The organism is Ruegeria sp. CH5 (assembly GCF_056537025.1).
On record NZ_JBQFQT010000001.1, the window covers coordinates 940,755 to 960,006 of the forward strand.

Below are 19,252 nucleotides of genomic sequence, written 5' to 3' on the forward strand. Positions count from 1 at the left end.
GTCAAACCTCGATCGTTTTCGGGCGGCGCCGTTCGAACCACATGATGATCATCAGTCGCGTCACGAAGATCGCGGTGAAGACCGACGTCAAAATGCCCAGGCCAAGCGTGATGGCAAAGCCGCGAACCGGGCCACTGCCGATGGCGAACAGGATAACGGCGGTGATGAAGGTCGTGATGTTGGCATCCAGAATGGCCGACAGGGCCTTTTCATAGCCCAGGTCGATTGCCCGAGCGGGGCCTTTGGCCGATTTCAGCTCTTCTCGAATACGTTCGAAGATCAGCACATTGGCATCCACCGCCATACCGACCGTCAACACGATCCCGGCAATGCCCGGCAACGTCAGTGTCGCGCCAATCAGTGACAACAGCCCAAAGATCAGCCCGACGTTAATAAGCAAAGCGATGTTGGCGAAGATGCCGAAAAGACCATAGCTGAGCGCCATGAAGATCAAGACCGCTGCAAAAGCGACTGTGGTGGCGACCTTACCCGCGTCGATGCTGTCCTGGCCCAGTTCGGGGCCGATCGTACGTTCTTCGAGGAACTCAAGTCCCGCCGGCAGCGCGCCTGCACGCAGCAGAACAGCAAGGTTCGTGCTTTCTTCGACGGTGAAGTTGCCGGTGATGATGCCGGAACCGCCGGGGATATGGCTTTGGATCACCGGAGCCGAGATCACCTCGTCATCCAGCACGATCGCAAACGGAGCACCGATATTGTCACGGGTGTAATCGCCGAATTTGCGGGCGCCGGATGTGTTGAACCGGAAGCTGACCGCCGGGCGTCCGTTCTGATCGAATGAAGGCTGTGCGTCGACCAATTCCTCGCCCGTCACGACGGGTGCGGATTCGATGGTGTAGTACACGCCGTTTTCGTCGATCGACGGCACGACCTCTTCACCGACGCCGGGCACGACGTCCGGATCGGTGCCGCGGGCCACGACCGGATTGAAGGTCAGTTGCGCCGTGGTACCGATGATGTCCTTCAACTCGCTGGCACTGCCGATCCCGGGCACCTGAATCAGGATCCGGTCGGTGCCTTGACGCTGGATGGTCGGCTCACGAGTGCCAACCTCGTCGATCCGGCGGCGCACGATTTCCAGAGCCTGACGCACCGTGCGATCATCCGAGGCCAGTTTTTCCGCCTCGGACAGCTTGACGATCAGGGTGTCGCCGTCGGCGCTGACTTCGATATCCGTGGCACCGACGCCGGTCAGCGTCTGCACCTGACGGGCCAGCCCGCGCACCGCTTCCAGAGCGCTTGGCATCCCGTCCGGCTGGCTGATGCGAACGCGAATCTCATCCGGGGCCGAGGGTTGACGGCGGATGGTTCCGACCGTCGCCCGTTCGTCCCGCAGGGCATCACGAACTTCGGGCCACATGGCCTCCATCCGCGTCTCGTAGACATCGCCAACCTGAACTTCGGCCAACAGATGCGCCCCACCGCGAAGATCAAGCCCCAGGTTGACCAATGACGACGGCAGCCAATCGGGCCATTGCCCCGCTTGCGCCTGCATCTCGGGCGTGTCGATGCCCAGTTCGATGGCGGCCTTGGCGTCGTTCGATTGTTCGACCCGCGTGTAAAACGCGTTCGGCAGGGCCATCAGCAGGCCAACCACGCAGACCAGCCAGATCAGGACCCGTTTCCAGGTATCAATTTGCAGCATTACCCTGCCTTTTCAGGAAGTTGCGACGCGAAGTTACTTCGCCGGTTCGGTCTTGTTCAGCACCTGAGCGATGGTCGACTTGACCACACGAACCCGGACGCCGTCCGCGATCTCGACCTCGATCTCGTTTTCGCCTTCCTTGACCTTCGACACTTTGCCGATGAGGCCACCCTGAGTGACGACCTGATCGCCGCGGCGCACTGCCTCGACCATGGCCTGATGTTCCTTCATCTTCTTCTGCTGCGGACGGATCAGCAGGAAGTACATGATCGCGAAGATCAGGATGAGCGGGAGAAACTGGGCGATTGCGCCACCTTCCATGGGACATTCCTTTTTTCTTGAGGTCGCGGAGTGAGCACCGCGAATTTGCCGGGAAACTATGCCTTGAAATCAACCTTTGCAAGCGATGGCCGACTTGGCATGCCGTGCAACAGTGTCACGATCCCCGAAGATGATGAATTACGCCGCAGATATCCACTAGGATGGTGCGGGGCTTTGGGTATAGTCAAAGTCAGGGAGGACCCATGCGGAGTATCGTCAAGGCCCCATTTCCATTGGGTGTTTTGCTGTCCATGCTGTTTGCGGCTTGGGCCTTTTCGGTGCCTGTCATGGCGCAGGATGCCCCGCAGGACGGACCCGAAGCCGACAGCGCCGCCGCCGAGACCTTCATGGCTCCGGTCATCGTTGACGGCGACACCTTGTTCCACATTCGAGGCTCCAGCGCCCTGCCCGCGCCGGAAAGGGCCGAGAACATTCAGGACGCGATCATCAAGGTCGCCGAATCCTCGGATGCCACGGATGTCGACATCACCTATCAGGACACCGAGATAGGCACCCGCATTCTGGCGGACGGTCAGATGGTCACCATCGTCACCGAGGCCGATGCCGAGCTGGAGCAAATGGAACTGAGCGTCCTGACGGTCTTGCATGGCGACGCCATCCGGGACGCGATCATGGCTTACCGGGCAAACCGCACGGACGAGGCACGTGTGTCCGGTGCGATCGAAGCGGCGGCGTGGACGTTGGGGTTCATCGTCTTCGTCCTGGTGATCCTGTGGCTGCACAGGCGCATTCGGCGACGCACGCTGATCTTTGTCCGGCGATACCTTAGGGACGTGGAGGAAGCCACCGCGAAAAGTGTACAGGCCGAGGCGATTGCCGCACTGATCCGATACGGGCTGAATTTTGGCCTGCTGATCATCTTCTTTCTGGGTTTCTATTACTATCTGTCGTTCGTCCTGCTGGCATTTGCCGAGTCGCGGTACTTTGCGCAGCTGCTACTGACCTACCTGACCGAACCGGTTCTGCTGATTTTCCGGGGTATTCTCAGCTACATCCCGAACATGATCATGCTGGCGTTGATCGCTTGGGTGACGATGTACATCATCAAGGGCATGCGGGTGTTCTTCGACGCGGTCGAGGCCGGCACTTTCGACATGGGCGATTTCGAGAAACATTGGGTCAATCCCACGTTCAACATCGCGCGTGTCGTGGTGATCCTGATCGCCCTTGTCTTTGCGGTTCCGTACATCCCGGGCTCGGACTCGGCGGCCTTTCAGGGGCTGACCATCCTGGTTGGTGCAATGCTCTCGCTGGGCGCGAACTCGGTTGTCAGCAACATGCTGGCTGGACTGTTCGTAATCTATCGCCGGTCGACGTCGATCGGTGACCGCATCCAGATCGGTGACCACATCGGTGATGTCGTGCAGATCAAACTTATGGAAACCCACCTGAAGTCCATCAAGAACGAGCTGATCTCGATTCCCAACGCCCAATTGATGAACTCGGACGTGGTCAATTTTTCCAAGCAGACCGACGGCAAGGGCCTGCTTTTGCACACGACGGTCGGGATCGGCTATGAAGAGCCCCCCGAAAAGGTCGAAGCCATGCTGATCGAGGCAGCCCGCCGTACCGATGGCCTTCGCGCCCGCCCCGAGCCATTTGTCCTGTGGACCGCGCTGGCCGATTACGCGATCAACTACCAGATCAACGCCTACACGACCCGTGGCAACTCGATCCCGCGGATCAAGTCCGACCTGCACCGCAACATCGTGGAGGTGTTCAACGAGAACGGCGTTCAGATCATGACGCCATCTTACGTTGCCGACCCTCCCGAGCCGAAGATCCCGAACCATCCATGGGACGGTCGACTGGCACATGAAGCGGTTGAAGACACGGACAACTAGGCCGATTTTCCAACCCGGTGCTACACCCTGCCCGTCAGATGGTGCATAAGCGGCCCTAGTGATTCACTTGCCAAGGATCTGACCTATGCACGACATCCGCGCAATTCGCGAAAACCCAGCAGCTTTCGACGCCGCGCTCGCGCGCCGGGGGGAAGCTCCGGTATCGTCAGACCTGCTGCGCCTGGATGAAAGCCGTCGGGCCAAGATCCTGGCAGCCGAAACGGCGCAGGCCGAACAGAACACGGCCAGCAAGGAAGTCGGCGCAGCCAAGGCGCGCGGCGACGAAGCCGAGTTCCAGCGTCTCCGGGGACTTGTGGCCGAGAAAAAAGCCGAAATCGCCCGTATGCAGACCGAGGCCAAGGATATCGACGCCCTTCTGACTGACCAGTTGGTTCGCATCCCGAACTTGCCGGCCGAGGACGTACCCGACGGCAAAGACGAGAATGACAATGTCGAAGTCAAACGCTGGGGCACGCCGCGGGACTATGACTTTGAACCGAAAGAACACTTCGAGATCGCCTCGGTTCAGAACGGCATGGATTTCGAAACCGCGGCCAAGCTGGCAGGATCTCGTTTCGTGCTGCTGTCGGGCGGTGTGGCGCGCATTCACCGGGCGCTCGCGCAGTTCATGCTGGATACGCATACCAACGAGAACGGTCTGACCGAAGTGAACGGCCCGGTTCTGGTGCTCTCCGAGATGATGCAGGGCACCGGCCAGCTGCCGAAGTTCGGCGAAGACAGCTACCAAACCCGCGAGGGGTGGTGGCTGATCCCGACCTCCGAGGTGTCGCTGACCAACATCGTCAACAATTGCGTCATCGAGGAAAGCTATCTGCCGCGCCGCTACACGGCACATTCGCTGTGCTTCCGCTCCGAGGCGGGCTCGGCCGGCAAGGACACGCGCGGCATGCTGCGCCAGCACCAGTTCGAAAAGGTCGAAATGGTTTCGGTCACGCATCCCGACAAATCGGACGACGAACAGCAGCGCATGCTGCGCTGTGCCGAAGGCATCCTGGAAAAGCTGGGCATTCCTTATCGTACCGTCGTCTTGTGCACCGGCGACATGGGGTTTGGCGCGCGCCGGACCTTCGACATCGAGGCCTGGCTGCCCGGCCAGAACACCTATCGCGAGATCAGCTCGGTTTCGACCTGCGGAGATTTCCAGGCCCGTCGCATGAATGCGCGCTTCCGGCCTGAAGGTGGGGGCAAACCTGAATTCGTGCACACGCTGAACGGATCGGGCCTGGCTGTAGGTCGCTGTTTGATTGCGGTTCTGGAAAACGGCCAGAACGCCGATGGCACCGTGACCTTGCCCGAGGTTCTTTCGCCGTATCTTGGCGGCAAGCTGACCCTGCAGGCTGACGGCACGCTGGCGTAACCTTTGGCGGTCACCCCAGCCGCGACCGCATTGCTTCAGATCAAGGCAAGGAAGTGACTAATTCTTTGCCTTTTTCTTGGCCTTCTTGTCCTTTTTGTCTTTCTTGGACTTACCGTCGGCCTTCTCTTTTGCCTTCTTGGACTTCTTGTCTTTTTTCGACTTGGCCTTGGATTTTATCTTTTCCTTCGCCTTCGAGATCGCCGCTTCCATCTCTTTCTTTTTCTTTGCTGCCTTTTCGGCCTTGGCTTTGGCCTTGGCCTTCTTCCGGGCCTTGGCCTCTGCTTCGGCTTTCTCGGCTGCCACCTTGGCCTCTGCGTCGGCCTTGCGCGCAGCAGCTGAGGTCCGAGATTGCGCCGTCTGGCGCGTTGGGGCCTTCGGTGGTCGGGTCTTGGCCACGAGTGCAGCGCCGGAGGTGGCCTGTTTGGCGGCGGCGATCAATCCGGGCGCCCGGCGCGCTCCGATACCGGGAACGGCGACCAGCACAGCCGGCTTGGCCCTAGCCAGGTCCTCGGCCGTCTTGAAGCCATTGTCGTTGAGAGCGCGGCCAAGTGCTTCTCCGATGCCGCGAATCTTGGTCACCGCTGTCATTCCAAAACTCCTAAACGATCCAACTTAAAAACTACGTCCGGTAGGCGGCAAGACAAGGCCTCGGTCTGCACAACCTTTGGAGAACCGCCTTTAACTGCCCCGTGCCAGCTCACCGGTTTCACCCTGTCGCGGAAAGGGAACCAGCCGCTTGGCATCTTCATCCCACAGCTTCAGGTTCAGCGCGGCCACCGCCTCGGGAAATTTGATCCGGCGGGGTGTGTATTCGGGTGGCAAGTTGTAGTGACAGGCGCGCAGCCGGTAGGACGGAATGCGCGCATTGAAATGGTGGATGTCATGCAGCGTGATGCAGGCGACCGCATTGTCGAACCACCATCCGAAATCCAGCGCTGACGAACCCTGAAGCGCCGCCAGTTGCGGGTCCAGATCCGGGCGGCGATCCCAGTAGGTGTCCTCGAAGTTGTGCTGAAGATACACCAGAAACACACCCAGCATTCCGCCGAGAAACGAAAAGGCCAGCCAGACGAGTACGCCTGTCATGCCAGCAACCCAATACAACAAACCTAGGAAAACCACGATGGACAGGTTGTGCAGCACGACCCCGCGGACACCGAACCGCACCGTGTTTTTGGGCCAGCGATAGCGGATGAAATACGTGAACAGGGCCCCGACCGGCACCAAGATGAAGGGATTGCGGTAAAGCCTGTAGAACAGACGGGTTTTCCAATCCGCTTCATTCCATTCCCGCAAGGTCATCGTGTTGATTTCACCGGTCTCCCGATGTTCGAGATTGCCGATGCCTGCGTGATGCAGATTGTGGTTCTGTTTCATCACTTCGAAAGGAGCGAAGGTGAACGGCGACAGCACGTGGCCAGCCCATTCATTCTGCCGTCGGGTTTCGAACAGCGAATGATGACCGCAATCATGCTGAAGAACATAGAGACGCACTGCCGAAAAGGCGAACACGATCCCGGCCGGGATCATGATGAACCACTGATCCACATAGACGATCGCCAGCGTCAGCGATGCGAAATACACCACGAACGTCCCGAAATAGCTGAGCGCGGCCAGCCGGTTGTCCTGCACCGCGTACTGTCTCGTATATTCTCTCAGGTCCATCCAGCCCGCTCCCCACGATGGTCCGGTTCAATAGTCCTTGCGAAATTTTGCACGTCACAGGCACGCGCAAACCGCGCGCGAAATGAATGCACGCATGCGAATGCTAGCGCGATGCTTGGGGGCTGTCACGCCCCAAGCCCGAAAATGCTGAAAATTGGCGCAGTTACGCCTTGCCCTTGAGATGTTTGGCCAGCGCACCCGCATTTTTCTTGCGGCGCCCCTTGTAGGGGTTCTTGTCCCCCTGGCCGCGCAGCGTCAGCCGGATCGGGGTTCCGGGCATGTCGAAATCCTCGCGCAGACCGTTGACCAGATACCGCGAGTAGCTTTCCGGCATCTTGTCCGGGTGCGAGCACATGACGACAAAACCCGGCGGGCGCGTCTTTGCCTGAGTCATATAGCGCAGCTTGATCCTGCGCCCCTGGGGGGCTGGCGGTGGGTGCTGCTCCAACATGGCGGTCAGCCAGCGGTTCAAGGCCGCGGTGGGAACCCGACGGTTCCACACATCGTGGGCGCGCAGGATCGCATCACGCAGCCGCTCCAACCCCCTGCCCGTCTTGGCCGACACGGTCACAAGAGGCGCGCCGCGCAGTTGGGGAAGCAGGCGTTCGAACGAGGTTTTGAGCTCGCGCAACTTCTCCTGCTTGTTATCCTCGACATCCCACTTGTTCACCGCGATCACCACGGCACGTCCTTCACGCTCGGCCAGATCGGCAATGCGCAGGTCCTGCTGCTCGAACGGGATCGCCGCATCCAGCAGGACAACCACGACTTCGGCGAACTTGACGGCGCGCAGGCCGTCCGACACCGAGAGTTTCTCGAGCTTTTCCTGTACCTTGGCCTTCTTGCGCATACCGGCGGTGTCAAAGATGCGCATGGGGGTGCCACCCCAGTCCAACTTCAGACTGATGGCGTCACGGGTAATGCCGGCCTCGGGACCGGTCAGAAGACGATCTTCACCCAGGATCTTGTTGATCAGTGTGGACTTGCCCGCATTCGGACGCCCAACAACGGCCACCTGCAACGGCTTGTCCGGCGTAATTGCAGGGGTTTCGCCCTCGGTTTCCCCATCCTCGTCCAGATCGATATCCGTTTGCGGAACGTCCTCTGGCTGCTTTTCTGCCATGGCGTCGGCCAAAGGCATCAACGCCGCGTAAAGGTCGGTCATGCCTTCGCCATGCTCGCCCGACAGACGGATCGGCTCGCCCAGACCCAGGTTGTAGGCCTCGAGAACACCGGCATCCGCCGCCGCCCCCTCGGCCTTGTTGGCCGCCAGGATCACATGCTTGGAGCGCTTGCGCAGAATCTCGGCAAACATCTCGTCGGTCGGGGTCAGGCCCACACGGGCGTCGATCATGAACAGGCAGACATCGGCCATGTCTACGGCACGCTCGGTCAGGCGCCGCATCCGGCCCTGCAGGCTGTCGTCGGTGGCATCCTCCAGCCCGGCCGTGTCGATCACGGTAAAGCGCAGGTCACCCAGCCGCCCTTCGCCCTCACGCAGATCGCGGGTAACGCCGGGCTGGTCGTCCACCAGCGCAAGGCGCTTGCCCACAAGGCGATTGAACAGGGTGGATTTGCCCACATTGGGGCGCCCCACGATGGCGAGGGTCAAAGACATGATACTCAACTTTCAAGACTCAGACGCGCCGTTTAACGCATCTTGTCGTCAACGGAAAGCGTGCAGTTGCCCTTTGGTCGAAACCACGTAGAGGGTCTGGTTCGCAACCACCGGTGCCGTTGTCGCCCCGCCCGGAACCTCGACCTGATGCACAAGCGTGCCGTCCACGGGGTTGTAGAACCGCAGATAACCGTCGTTCGAGCCGATGACGATGCGTCCACCCGCCATGATGGGGCCGTAATGCGCAAAGATCGGTCCGCGACGGTTGGGCTTGTCCTTGACGAAGCCCGGCAGGTCGATGGCCCAGACCACAGACCCGTCTGACACGTCCAACCGCACCAACTGGCTGCGGTCGCTGATCAGGAATACGCTGTTGCCGACCGGCCAGACGGTATCGACCGCGCCTTCGAAAGCGGTCCAGATCCGTTCGCCCGAGCTGGCGTCGAAGGCGACCGTGCGTCCTGAGTGGTTGCCGATGTAGATCGAGTTTCCGGATACGATCGGGCCGCCCGTCACATCCACGATCTGCGCTGCGGCCCGCCCCCTGCGGCCGCCGGCGACCGACGCGTTCCAGCGACGGATTCCGCCTTTTCGGAAAGCGGCCGCCACATCACCGGACCCAAACGCAAAGACTGCGAACTCGTTCGCCAATACCGGCGCCGGAGCCCCCAGGACATTGCCGACGCTGGGCGTGCCCTCGATCTGCCAGGCAATGCGCCCGTCCTTTGCATCAACCGCCCAGCCGGTCTGATCCCCCGCCACAAGGTAAAGCAGGCCGCCAGAAACCAGCGGTGCTCCGCTACCGGTCGCGTTCAGTTTCTTTTGCCAGCGAATACCACCGGTGCGCGCATCCAGAGCGGTCAGACGGCCGAAACCGGACGAAACGTACAAGGTATTGTCTGCATAGGCGATGCCGCCCCCGGTCGCCTGCTCTTCGCCATCCGTGGCAGGGACCAGGTTTGTGCTCCAGACCAGTTGCCCCTGAGGAGAAACCGCGGAAACGGTTGCCGCCGCGTCCAGGGTGTAGATCAGGCCACCTGCGACAACCGGATCAGCGGTGATCCTTTGCTTGCGCCCGTCGCCGGCCCCGATCGAGGTTGACCAGATGCGCTGCGGCGCGGGGCTGAGCGCCGCGTTGGTGGTACGGAAAGCCGCGGTGCCCGGGCTTTGTGACCATTCGGCATTGCGCTTTGCGGCCGGCAGGCTGATCGGTTTGGCACCGGTTGTCTGAACGGTTTCCAGATCCTGGGCCGGGCGGATGTCTTCACGCTCGCCCGGCAGGATCACTTCGGGTTCCTCGCAGGCGCTCAGCGCCGTCAGCGCCAGGGCTGCGACCGGCAAACCAAATCGGGAAAATAGTCTTTTTGCCATGAAACTCCGAACTCGCCTGTATTGGTTCACTGAAATGGGCCGCGTATCAACCCTGCGGTGCGGTGATCGGTTCGGGCGTTCCGCCCAGCGCGACGATCAATTGGGTTGCACGCTGCTGGATGTCGGCACTGACCTCTGCATCCTGACGGATGGCCTGCAGACGTTCCAGCGCGTCCTGAGTGTCGCCATCGGTGAGGTCGATCAGGGCCAGTTGTTCTTCTGCCAGCAGACGCAGCGGCGCGCCCGGAGCGGCCAGCGCCTCGAACTGTTGCCGGCGCTCGGCGGCGGGCATGGTTTCGGACTGCAACAACAGGGCCTTGAAGGCAGCGATCGAGCGGTAGATTTCCGGCAGGTCACCCTGAACTGCAATCGCATTCAGCTGTTCAACCGCCTCTTCGGCCGATCCCGACTCGGACAATGCGCCCGAGAGGAGAAAGCCCAAAACAGCCTGCTCGCCGGCCGAATTGGCCGTGACCTGCGCCAACGCATCCGCACGTGCGGAAGCGTCGTTCAGCTGCATCGCGGCCAGAATATCGTCGCCCAGCTTCTGGGCCTGACTGGCGTCGCGCGCCTTGCGGTATTCATTGAAAGCCGCACCGCCCACGATCAGAACAACGGCCAGAACACCGACCCAGCCCCATCGACGCAGCTGCAGGTAAAGCCGGTCGCGGCGCACCTCTTCGGTGACCTCATCAATGAAACTGTCGACGTCGCTCATTCCTGCCCCCGGGCGTTGCATTCAGCTTTCTGGCGCCATGTCATACCCCGGCGCCATCAGCAAGCCAAGTACCCGAAATGCACAATTGCTCAGCGTCAGGGCGCTCTTGCGAAAAAAATCAAACCAAACTATTCAGTTCAGTATGGACTTCGCGCACGCACGCCCCCATGTCATTGCGTGCCCACCGGCATTTGTGCGGACATAATATTTTAAGGAGAATGACGGCATGCGATTGATATCCCTCGTCAACGCCGTATTGGTCATCGTTGCATTGTATTTCGTGGTTTTCGAGCGCGATGCCCTGTTTGCATTTGCCGGTCGCGAAGATGCTGCGAGCCAGTCTGACGCTGGCGCTGAGGCAAGCGACGCCTCCGCCGTGCAGGCCGTTGGGGTTGTTGCGTTGCGCTCCACTGCGCGCGAAATCGACAGCGCCGTTCTGCTGCGCGGTGAAACCAAAGCAATCCGTCAGGTCGAAGTTCTGGCCGAAACCACGTCGACCGTCATTTCGGAACCCAAGCGTAAGGGCACCTTCGTCGAGGCCGGCGATCTGCTGTGCGAATTGGATCCCGGCTCACGCCCGGCACAGCTTGCCCAAGCCAAGGCGGCCAAGCTGGAGGCGGAAAGCCGTGTGCCCGAAGCCGAAGCACGGCTGGAGGAAGCGCATGCGCGCGTTGCCGAGGCCGAAATAAACCTGATTGCAGCCCGCAAACTGTCGGAAACTGGCTTCGGCTCCGAAACCCGGCGGATCGCGGCTGAGGCCGAGATGAGTACCGCAAAGGCCGGTATCAAGGCGGCCGAGGCCGAGTTGAAGGCTACGGAGGCGGGCATCGAGGCTGCGGAAGCGGCGGTTTCGGCTGCCGAACTGGAATTGGATCGCATCACCATCGAGGCCCCGTTTCAGGGCCTTCTGGAAAGCGATGCCGCCGAATTGGGCAGCCTGATGCAGCCCGGATCGCTGTGCGCAACCGTGATCCAGCTTGATCCGATCAAGCTGGTCGGCTTTGTTCCCGAAACCGAAGTGAACCGTGTCACCGTCGGCGCTCCGGCGCAGGCACAATTGGTGACCGGATTGCAGGTCGAGGGCCGTGTGACCTTCCTCAGCCGTTCGGCGGACGACACCACCCGCACATTCGAGGTGGAAATCACCGTTCCGAACCCCGAGCTTCTGATCCGGGACGGGCAGACCGCAAGTATCCGCATCGCGGCCGAAGGCGCCAAGGCTCACCTGCTGCCGCAATCGGCGTTGACGCTGAACAATGAAGGTCAGCTGGGCGTTCGGACGGTCGGAGCCGGTAATGTGGTCGATTTCGTACCCATCCGCCTGTTGCGTGACACGGCCGACGGTGTATAGGTCGGCGGTCTTGCGGAAACCGTAGACATCATCGTGGTCGGACAAGAGTTCGTGACCGCCGGTGTGGTCGTAGCGCCCACCTACAAGGACGTTTCCCAATGACTGGCATAGTCAGCTGGGCCGCCGACAGGGCCCGAATGGTTCTGGCATTCATTGCCATCTCGCTGATCATCGGCGGGTTTGCCTATGTCAGCCTGCCCAAAGAAGGCGAGCCGGACATCGAGATTCCGGCCCTGTTCGTGTCGGTTCAGTTTCCGGGCATTTCGGCCGAAGACAGTGAAAACCTGCTGATCAAGCCGATGGAAACCGAGCTTGCGGATCTGGACGGCCTGAAGGAGATGACCGCCACCGCCGCCGAGGGCTATGCCGGGATCGCGCTTGAGTTCGACTTTGGCTGGGACAAGACAGCCATTACCGCTGACGTGCGCGACGCGATGAACAGTGCGCAGGCCGACTTCCCCGAAGGCGCCGAGCAATACACGCTGACCGAGATCAACTTCTCGGAATTCCCGATCGTCATCGTGAACCTGTCGGGTGCCGTGCCCGAACGCACGATGGCGCGGGTCGCCAAGGATCTCCAGGACGAGCTCGAGGCGCTGGATTCGGTCCTTGAGGCCGGGATCGCCGGCAACCGCGATGAAATGCTGGAAGTGGTCATCGATCCGCTGCGGCTTGAGGCGTACAACGTCACCGCGGCCGAGCTGATCAACGTCGTGCAGAACAACAACCAGCTGATCGCCGCTGGTGAGGTCGAAACCGAACAGGGTGCGTTTTCGGTCAAGATTCCTTCGTCCTTCAAGACCGCACAGGATGTCTACGGACTGCCGATCAAGGTCAATGGCGACCGGGTCGTGACCTTGGGCGAACTGGCCGAGATCAACTACACCTTCGAAGACCGCGAAGGGACCGCCCGGTTCAACGGCGAACCGACCGTGGCGCTGCAGGTCGTCAAACGCAAGGGTTTCAACCTGATCGACACCGTGGCGCAGGTTAAAGAGACCGTCGCCAAGGCCGAGACCAAGTGGCCGGCCGAGCTGCAGGCTGCCGTGAATGTCGGCACGTCGAATGACCAGAGCCGCATCGTCGGCTCGATGGTCAGCCAGCTGGAAGGTTCGGTCCTGACAGCCATCGCGCTTGTGATGATCGTGGTACTGGCTTCGCTGGGTACACGTGCGGCACTCCTGGTGGGCTTCGCGATTCCGACCTCGTTCCTGCTGTGTTTCGCATTCCTGGCCATCATGGGGGTCAGCATCTCGAACATCGTCATGTTCGGCCTGATCCTGGCCGTGGGGATGCTGGTCGATGGCGCCATCGTGGTCGTGGAGTATGCCGACAAACGCATCAAGGAAGGCGTCGGCCCGATGCACGCCTATGTCGAGGCAGCCCAGCGGATGTTCTGGCCCATCGTCTCGTCAACCGCTACGACGCTGTGCGCCTTTCTGCCCATGCTGTTCTGGCCGGGCATTCCGGGTGAATTCATGGGGATGCTGCCGGTCACGCTGATCTTCGTTCTGTCGGCCTCGCTGATCGTGGCGCTGATCTACCTGCCGGTGATGGGCGGTGTCTCGGGCCGGTTGAGCCGCGTGTTCGACCGCAGCTCGGATTGGTTGCGCGCGCGGACGCCGTGGTGGGTGCGTGCCGTCTTGGTTCCGCCGTCGGTCTACATGATCTTCCTGGGCGCAATGCAGCTGCTGAACCCCACGTATCTATTGCCGGAAGGCGCAGGCGGTGGGTTCTTGCTGGGCGCGGTTCTGTTCCTGTTCGGCGCCTTCGCCGGATCGGTCACGCTGAGCGCAGCCCGGATCGAGCGCAAGCCGGACGAACGTGTCCACACGGCCAAGGAACATACGCCCTTCGGCTATGTCATCAAGTTCCTGGTCGGCAATCCGATCATGCCGATCGTCTCGATCGTGGCGGTAGGCTTTGCGGTGATGACGGTGATGACCATGTACGGTCAGAACAACCGCGGTGTTGAATTCTTCGTCGAAAGCGAGCCGGAACAGGCCACCGCCTATGTCCGCGCACGGGGCAACCTGTCGCTGGCCGAAAAGGACGCGCTGGTCTTTGAGGCCGAACAGGTGATCAGCCAGCATCCGGCGGTGATCAACGTGTTCTCGTTCGCCGGTGAAGGCGGCCTGAACCAGAACAACGGCGGGGCGCAGGCTCCGGCGGACACGGTGGGCCGCGTGCAGTTCGAGATCATCCCGTGGGAGGATCGCCCGAACGTGTCAGAACCTGTCGCAGGCGGATTGTTCGAGAAGCAAACAGTTGCACCAGAATATGACGGCGATTTCGTGATCGAGCAGTTGAACGCCGAACTGGCCAAGCTGCCGGGTTTCGTTGTCGAGATCCTGCCGCTGGAACAAGGTCCGGCCTCGGCCAAGCCCGTGCACCTGCGGATCAAGGGCGACAACTGGGACGACCTGACCGGCGCCACGCTGACCGCGCGCGAAGTGTTCGAAAACACCCCGGGCCTGATCAAGATCGAGGACACCCTGCCCTTGCCGGGCATCGATTGGCAGATCGACGTCGACGTGGCCAAGGCCGGCCGGTTCGGGGCCGACGTGGCAACCGTGGGCGCGATGGTGCAGTTGGTGACCCGTGGCATCCTGCTGGGCGAAATGCGCCCCGAAAGCGTGGATGAAGAGATCGAGATCCGCGTCCGCCTGCCCGATCAGGATCGGGTCCTGTCCACGTTGGATACGCTCAAGGTGCGTACACCGGACGGGTTAGTGCCCTTGTCGAACTTCATCACCCGCAAACCGGTGGCAAAGCTGGCCGAAATCAACCGCGTGGATCAAGAGCGCTATTACGACGTCAAGGCCGATGTGGAACCCAGCCTGAGCAAAGTGGTGATCGCCACCCCGGACGGAGAACAGCGGCTGGCCGTGGTGCGCGAAGTGACCGAAGGCTCGGAACCTGAAGGTGCGACGGTCAACGGTGCCGATGGTACGGCCTATTCTCTGGTTCAGTTGACCGGCGCCGAAACCCTCCAGGAGGTGCAGGCCGCTATTGATGACGGCGACGCCCGCCTGACTCTGATCAACCCGAACGAGCGGATCGCGGTACTGACCGAGTGGCTGGACACTCAGCCCTTTGCTAACACGATCACTTGGGAATGGACCGGAGACCAGGAGGACCAAGCCGAGAGCCAGGCCTTCCTCTCCAGCGCCTTTCTGGCGGCGCTGGGTCTGATGTTCGTGATCCTGCTGGCGCAGTTCAACTCGTTCTACAACTCGGTGCTGGTGCTGCTGGCGGTGGTTCTGTCCACCACCGGCGTGCTGATCGGGATGATGGTGATGCAACAGCCCTTCTCGATCATCATGACCGGGACGGGCATCGTGGCACTGGCGGGGATCGTGGTGAACAACAACATCGTTCTGATCGACACCTATCAGGAATACAGCCGCTACATGCCCCGGATCGACGCCATCGTGCGCACGGCCGAGGCGCGGATTCGTCCGGTTCTGCTGACCACCCTGACCACGATGGCGGGCCTGACACCGATGATGTTCGGCCTGTCGCTGGACTTCATCAACGGCGGCTATTCCATCGACAGCCCCACCGCGCTGTGGTGGAAACAGCTGGCGACTGCAGTGGTGTTCGGGCTTGGCATCGCCACGGTTCTGACGCTGATCGTGACGCCCTCGTTCCTGGCCTTGCGGGTTTGGGTGACCACCTATGCCGTGTGGCTGGGCAAGCTGTTGGCCCGCGTGACCGCCGGCCATTCCAGCCAGATCGCGCAGGACATGGCGATCGGAGACTCGGCCCGCCGGATGCAGGCGACGGAAATCGTCTGGACCGAAGATGAGGTTGCCGATGCCGAGGAAAGCCCGGGCGACACACCGGGGCATCCGCTGAAAGCGGCGGAGTAACACAAGAAACGGGCCGGTACTGCCGGCCCGTTTTCGTTTGAGATCTTAGCCGCGGAGGTTTCAGGCCGCCTGCGTATCCGATTGCTGGCGGTTCCACAGCTGGGCATAACGCCCTTCACGGCGCAACAACTCGTCGTGGGTGCCCCGCTCGATGATCTCGCCCTTTTCGAGAACGACGATCTGGTCAGCCTCGGCAATCGTGCTCAGGCGGTGGGCGATGGTAATCACCGTGCGCCCCTCGCCGGCGCGGGCCAGGGCATCCTTGATGTCCTGCTCGGTGTCGGTATCCAGCGCGCTGGTGGCCTCGTCCAACAGCAGGATCGGCGGGTTCTTCAAAAGCGTCCGCGCAATGCCCACGCGCTGCTTCTCGCCGCCCGACAGCTTCAGGCCACGCTCACCCACCTTGGTTTCGTACCCCTCGGGCAGAGAGGTGATGAAGTCGTGGATCTGGGCGGCCTTTGCGGCGGCTTCGATCTCGGCCTGCGAGGCCCCCTCGCGGCCATAGGCGATGTTGTACCGGATCGTATCGTTGAACAGCACCGTATCCTGCGGCACCACACCGATGGCGGCGTGTAGGCTTTCCTGCGTCACGTCGCGCACATCCTGCCCGTCGATCCGCAACGCGCCTTGGGTCACGTCGTAGAACCGGAACAGCAACCGCCCAATGGTGGATTTGCCCGAGCCGGTCGCGCCCACGATGGCCACGGTCTGCCCCCCTGGCACCACCAGAGAGACACCGCGCAGGATCTCGCGGTCCGGGTCATAGCCGAAATGCACATCGTCCAGTTCGACCCGGCCTTCGGTGATCTGCAGCGGTTTGGCGTCGGGCTTGTCCACCACTTCGGCCGGCTGCTCCAGCAGCTGGAACATCTGCCCCATATCAACCAGAGCTTGCCGGATCTCGCGATAGACGGTGCCCAGGAAGTTCAGCGGCACGGTGATCTGGATCATGTAGGCGTTGACCATCACGAAATCGCCCACCGTCAACTGCCCGTTCTGAACGCCGATCGCGGCCAGAACCATCACTCCGATCAGGCCACAGGTGATCAGGAAGGACTGACCGAAGTTCAGGAAGGCCAGCGAATATGCCGTTTTCAACGCGGCCTGCGCATAGGCCTTCATCGACACGTCATATCGTTCAGCTTCGCGCCGCTCGGCGTTGAAATACTTGACGGTTTCGAAATTCAGCAGGCTGTCGATGGCGCGCTGGTTGGCCTCGGTGTCCTGATCATTCATCTCGCGCCGCAGCTTCACGCGCCATTCGGTGACCGTGAAGGTGAACCAGATGTACAGCGCGATTGTGACGGCCACCACGACCAGATACCAGACGTCGAACAGCCACATCAAAACCACCGCCACCAGCAGCAGTTCAAGGATCAGCGGGCCGATCGAAAACAGCAGAAAGCGCAGCAGGAACTCCACGCCCTTGACCCCGCGCTCGATGATCCGGCTGAGGCCGCCCGTCCGGCGGGTCACATGGTAGCGCATCGACAGCTGGTGGATGTGCTGGAATGTTTCCAGCGCCAGCGCTCGCAGCGCGCGTTGCCCCACCGGCGCGAACAGCGCATCGCGCAACTGCTGGAACCCCACCGTCATCATCCGCGCCACGCCATAGGCCACGGTCAGCCCTACGGCGCCCAGCGCGAGCGGCGGCACGCCCTCGCCCGCCAACGCGTCAACCGCGCCCTTGTACAGGATCGGCGTATAGACCGCGATCAACTTGGCTAAAACCAGCATGGCCATCGCGAAGACCACCCGCCGTTTGACCCACGGCTCATCTTCGGGCCATAGGTACGGAGCCACTTTTCGGATGGTCAGCCAACCCGACTTGCGTTCGTCCATCTGTGGCATGTCTGCGGAATGCATAGGCGCAAGTCTTCTCATGTCTGACCCGGAAAGTTTCGAGGCCGGGCGAGAACCCGGCCCCGCAAGACCTAAGCCTTTATTCCGGGATGGTGAAGACCTGGCCTGGATAAATCAGGTCGGGGTCGCGGATCAGGTCGCGGTTCGCATCGAACAGGCGAACATACAGAACACCGTCGCCAAAACGCTCTCGCGAGATGGCCCACAGGGTATCGCCCTTCTGCACGGTAACGGACCGGATCGGCGTGCTCTGGTCGGCGCCCGGCACCGCATCCTGCGCCTCGGCCGCCTGCAGAACTTCAACCGGCTCGCGCTTGAACGGCGTTTCCAGACGGCTCAGCACCGTTCCGTCCGTGTCGACTTCGTCAACGCGCAGCGTATAGACACCGGGATCGACTTCTTGGATTTCCCCGCGCCAATCACCGTCCTGCCCTGGCGTGATATCGGCCACCAGCTTGTTGTTCAGATAGAGCCGAACCGCAGCACCCTCGGACACACGGCCGGACAATTGGACATCGCCAGCGTCGGAATAGCCGATCGTATCAAGCGCAACCTGCTCGGGCGACGTGTCTTCGGACGACGGCGACTGGACAAGCTCAACCCCTTCCTCACCGGACCGCAAAACGGCCACCTGCTGGCTTTCGCTGGATTGAGTCTCGGTCGTGGCCTCGGGTGAGGTTGCTTCTTCGTCCTGCGCGCCGGCAACGGTCTCGTCCGCTTGCGCGACCTCGGTGTCCTCTGCGACTGCGGCCGCAGACGGCTGTTCCGCCGTTTCGTCCTGCGCTTCGGTGTCCGTGCTGGCGACTTGCTCGTCCGTAGCGGGTGGCGCAGGCGGCTTGGGCAACGCGGCAATCAGATAGTCATCTGATTGCGCAGACCGGGTGCCGTCACCGGCTTCAAGAACCAGACCTCGCGCGGCCTCGCTGAAGGGGATGGTGACGAACTCGGCGAACTGGCCGCTGCCATCGACCGTGAAGCTGTGGATCGGCTCGCCATCCAGCAGGATACGAATTTGACTGCCCGGGTCGCCTTTGCCGGACAGCAGCGCATTGCCGTCGGGCTCCACGAATATCTGGTCGAGCGTCGGAGCAATTGCGGCCGCGTTAGCCACGGGTGTGGGAGCAGCCTCTGCCGGCTGTTCTTCAACCGTCGCGTCCTGCGCAGTCTGCTCGTCGGTCGCAGTATTCTCCTCGGCTTCCGCCGCGGTTGCTTCTTCGGTCTCGGTCGAGGTCTGAACCTCGTCCGCGTTGTCAGGTTCCGCAACGACCTGCGAGTCCTCTGCATCTGGGCTTGGTGCCGGTGCGGCGGCTGGCTCAGTCGTCTCTTCGCTGGCGTTTGCGGCGACGGCCTCTTCCGTAGTGGATTGTTCAGACTGCGGCGCAGGACCGAAGACACCCGAAAGATACAAGCCCCCGGCGCCAATCACAGCCAAGATACCCGCAAGGATACCCCAGACGAATGCACCCGACCTACCGCTTCCCGATTTGGCGTCCATGTTTTTTCCTTCACTCCGCAGCGCAAATGCCTTGACTCAAAAGCTTTCCGCCGAACGGTTGAGCCAATT

At 61.4% G+C, this 19,252-nt stretch carries 12 protein-coding genes and 1 pseudogene; 4 read left to right on the forward strand and 9 right to left on the reverse strand.

Annotated features, from left to right (window positions below):
- Position 1: 1 nt before the first annotated feature.
- Together secD and yajC are read right to left on the reverse strand one after the other, a co-directional pair.
- Positions 2-1,663: a protein translocase subunit SecD gene (gene secD / locus ACR0JC_RS04665; protein ID WP_170338516.1), complete on the reverse strand. Its 1,662-nt coding sequence runs from the start codon at positions 1,661-1,663 to the stop codon at positions 2-4.
- A 33-nt stretch (positions 1,664-1,696) separates the two neighbouring features.
- Positions 1,697-1,984, reverse strand: coding sequence for a preprotein translocase subunit YajC (gene yajC / locus ACR0JC_RS04670; protein WP_093962445.1), 288 nt, complete (start codon positions 1,982-1,984; stop codon positions 1,697-1,699).
- 203 nt (positions 1,985-2,187) lie between these two features.
- On the opposite strand from yajC, the gene ACR0JC_RS04675 reads away from it, so the two are divergent.
- Positions 2,188-3,849 carry a mechanosensitive ion channel family protein gene (locus ACR0JC_RS04675; RefSeq protein ID WP_480763347.1) on the forward strand — a complete coding sequence of 554 codons (1,662 nt, stop codon included), beginning with the start codon at positions 2,188-2,190 and terminating at the stop codon, positions 3,847-3,849.
- An 85-nt stretch (positions 3,850-3,934) separates the two neighbouring features.
- Positions 3,935-5,227 (forward strand): serine--tRNA ligase, encoded by a 1,293-nt coding sequence (serS, locus tag ACR0JC_RS04680; RefSeq protein WP_480763349.1) that lies wholly within the window; start codon positions 3,935-3,937, stop codon positions 5,225-5,227.
- Between the two features lie 57 nt (positions 5,228-5,284).
- Here serS and ACR0JC_RS04685 read toward each other — a convergent pair whose 3' ends face one another.
- From ACR0JC_RS04685 to ACR0JC_RS04705, 5 genes are all read right to left on the reverse strand, one after another.
- Positions 5,285-5,815, reverse strand: a complete 531-nt coding sequence (locus ACR0JC_RS04685) for a helix-hairpin-helix domain-containing protein (RefSeq protein ID WP_170338510.1) — start codon at positions 5,813-5,815, stop codon at positions 5,285-5,287.
- A gap of 90 nt (positions 5,816-5,905) precedes the next feature.
- A complete protein-coding gene (locus ACR0JC_RS04690) occupies positions 5,906-6,892 on the reverse strand; it encodes a fatty acid desaturase (RefSeq protein WP_170338508.1) in 987 nt (328 codons plus the stop codon).
- Positions 6,893-7,055: 163 nt separating this feature from the next.
- Positions 7,056-8,510 (reverse strand): ribosome biogenesis GTPase Der, encoded by a 1,455-nt coding sequence (gene der, locus ACR0JC_RS04695; RefSeq protein WP_170338506.1) that lies wholly within the window; start codon positions 8,508-8,510, stop codon positions 7,056-7,058.
- A 48-nt stretch (positions 8,511-8,558) separates the two neighbouring features.
- On the reverse strand, positions 8,559-9,881 hold the full coding sequence (locus ACR0JC_RS04700; RefSeq protein WP_170338504.1) for a PQQ-like beta-propeller repeat protein: 1,323 nt from the start codon (positions 9,879-9,881) through the stop codon (positions 8,559-8,561).
- Positions 9,882-9,927: 46 nt separating this feature from the next.
- Complete coding sequence (locus ACR0JC_RS04705) at positions 9,928-10,599, reverse strand: hypothetical protein (protein ID WP_170338502.1); 672 nt, start codon at positions 10,597-10,599, stop codon at positions 9,928-9,930.
- A 226-nt stretch (positions 10,600-10,825) separates the two neighbouring features.
- Between ACR0JC_RS04705 and ACR0JC_RS04710 the strand changes: the two are divergent.
- A pseudogene (locus tag ACR0JC_RS04710) lies at positions 10,826-12,052 on the forward strand (efflux RND transporter periplasmic adaptor subunit).
- Positions 12,049-15,825: an efflux RND transporter permease subunit gene (locus ACR0JC_RS04715; protein WP_170338498.1), complete on the forward strand. Its 3,777-nt coding sequence runs from the start codon at positions 12,049-12,051 to the stop codon at positions 15,823-15,825. Before ACR0JC_RS04710 ends, ACR0JC_RS04715 begins: the two are co-directional and overlap by 4 nt.
- A 60-nt stretch (positions 15,826-15,885) precedes the next feature.
- Here the strand turns inward: ACR0JC_RS04715 and ACR0JC_RS04720 are convergent, their stop codons facing one another.
- Positions 15,886-17,676, reverse strand: coding sequence for an ABCB family ABC transporter ATP-binding protein/permease (locus ACR0JC_RS04720; RefSeq protein ID WP_480763356.1), 1,791 nt, complete (start codon positions 17,674-17,676; stop codon positions 15,886-15,888).
- 91 nt (positions 17,677-17,767) lie between these two features.
- A complete protein-coding gene (locus tag ACR0JC_RS04725) occupies positions 17,768-19,183 on the reverse strand; it encodes a LysM peptidoglycan-binding domain-containing protein (protein WP_170338494.1) in 1,416 nt (471 codons plus the stop codon).
- Positions 19,184-19,252: the final 69 nt, after the last annotated feature.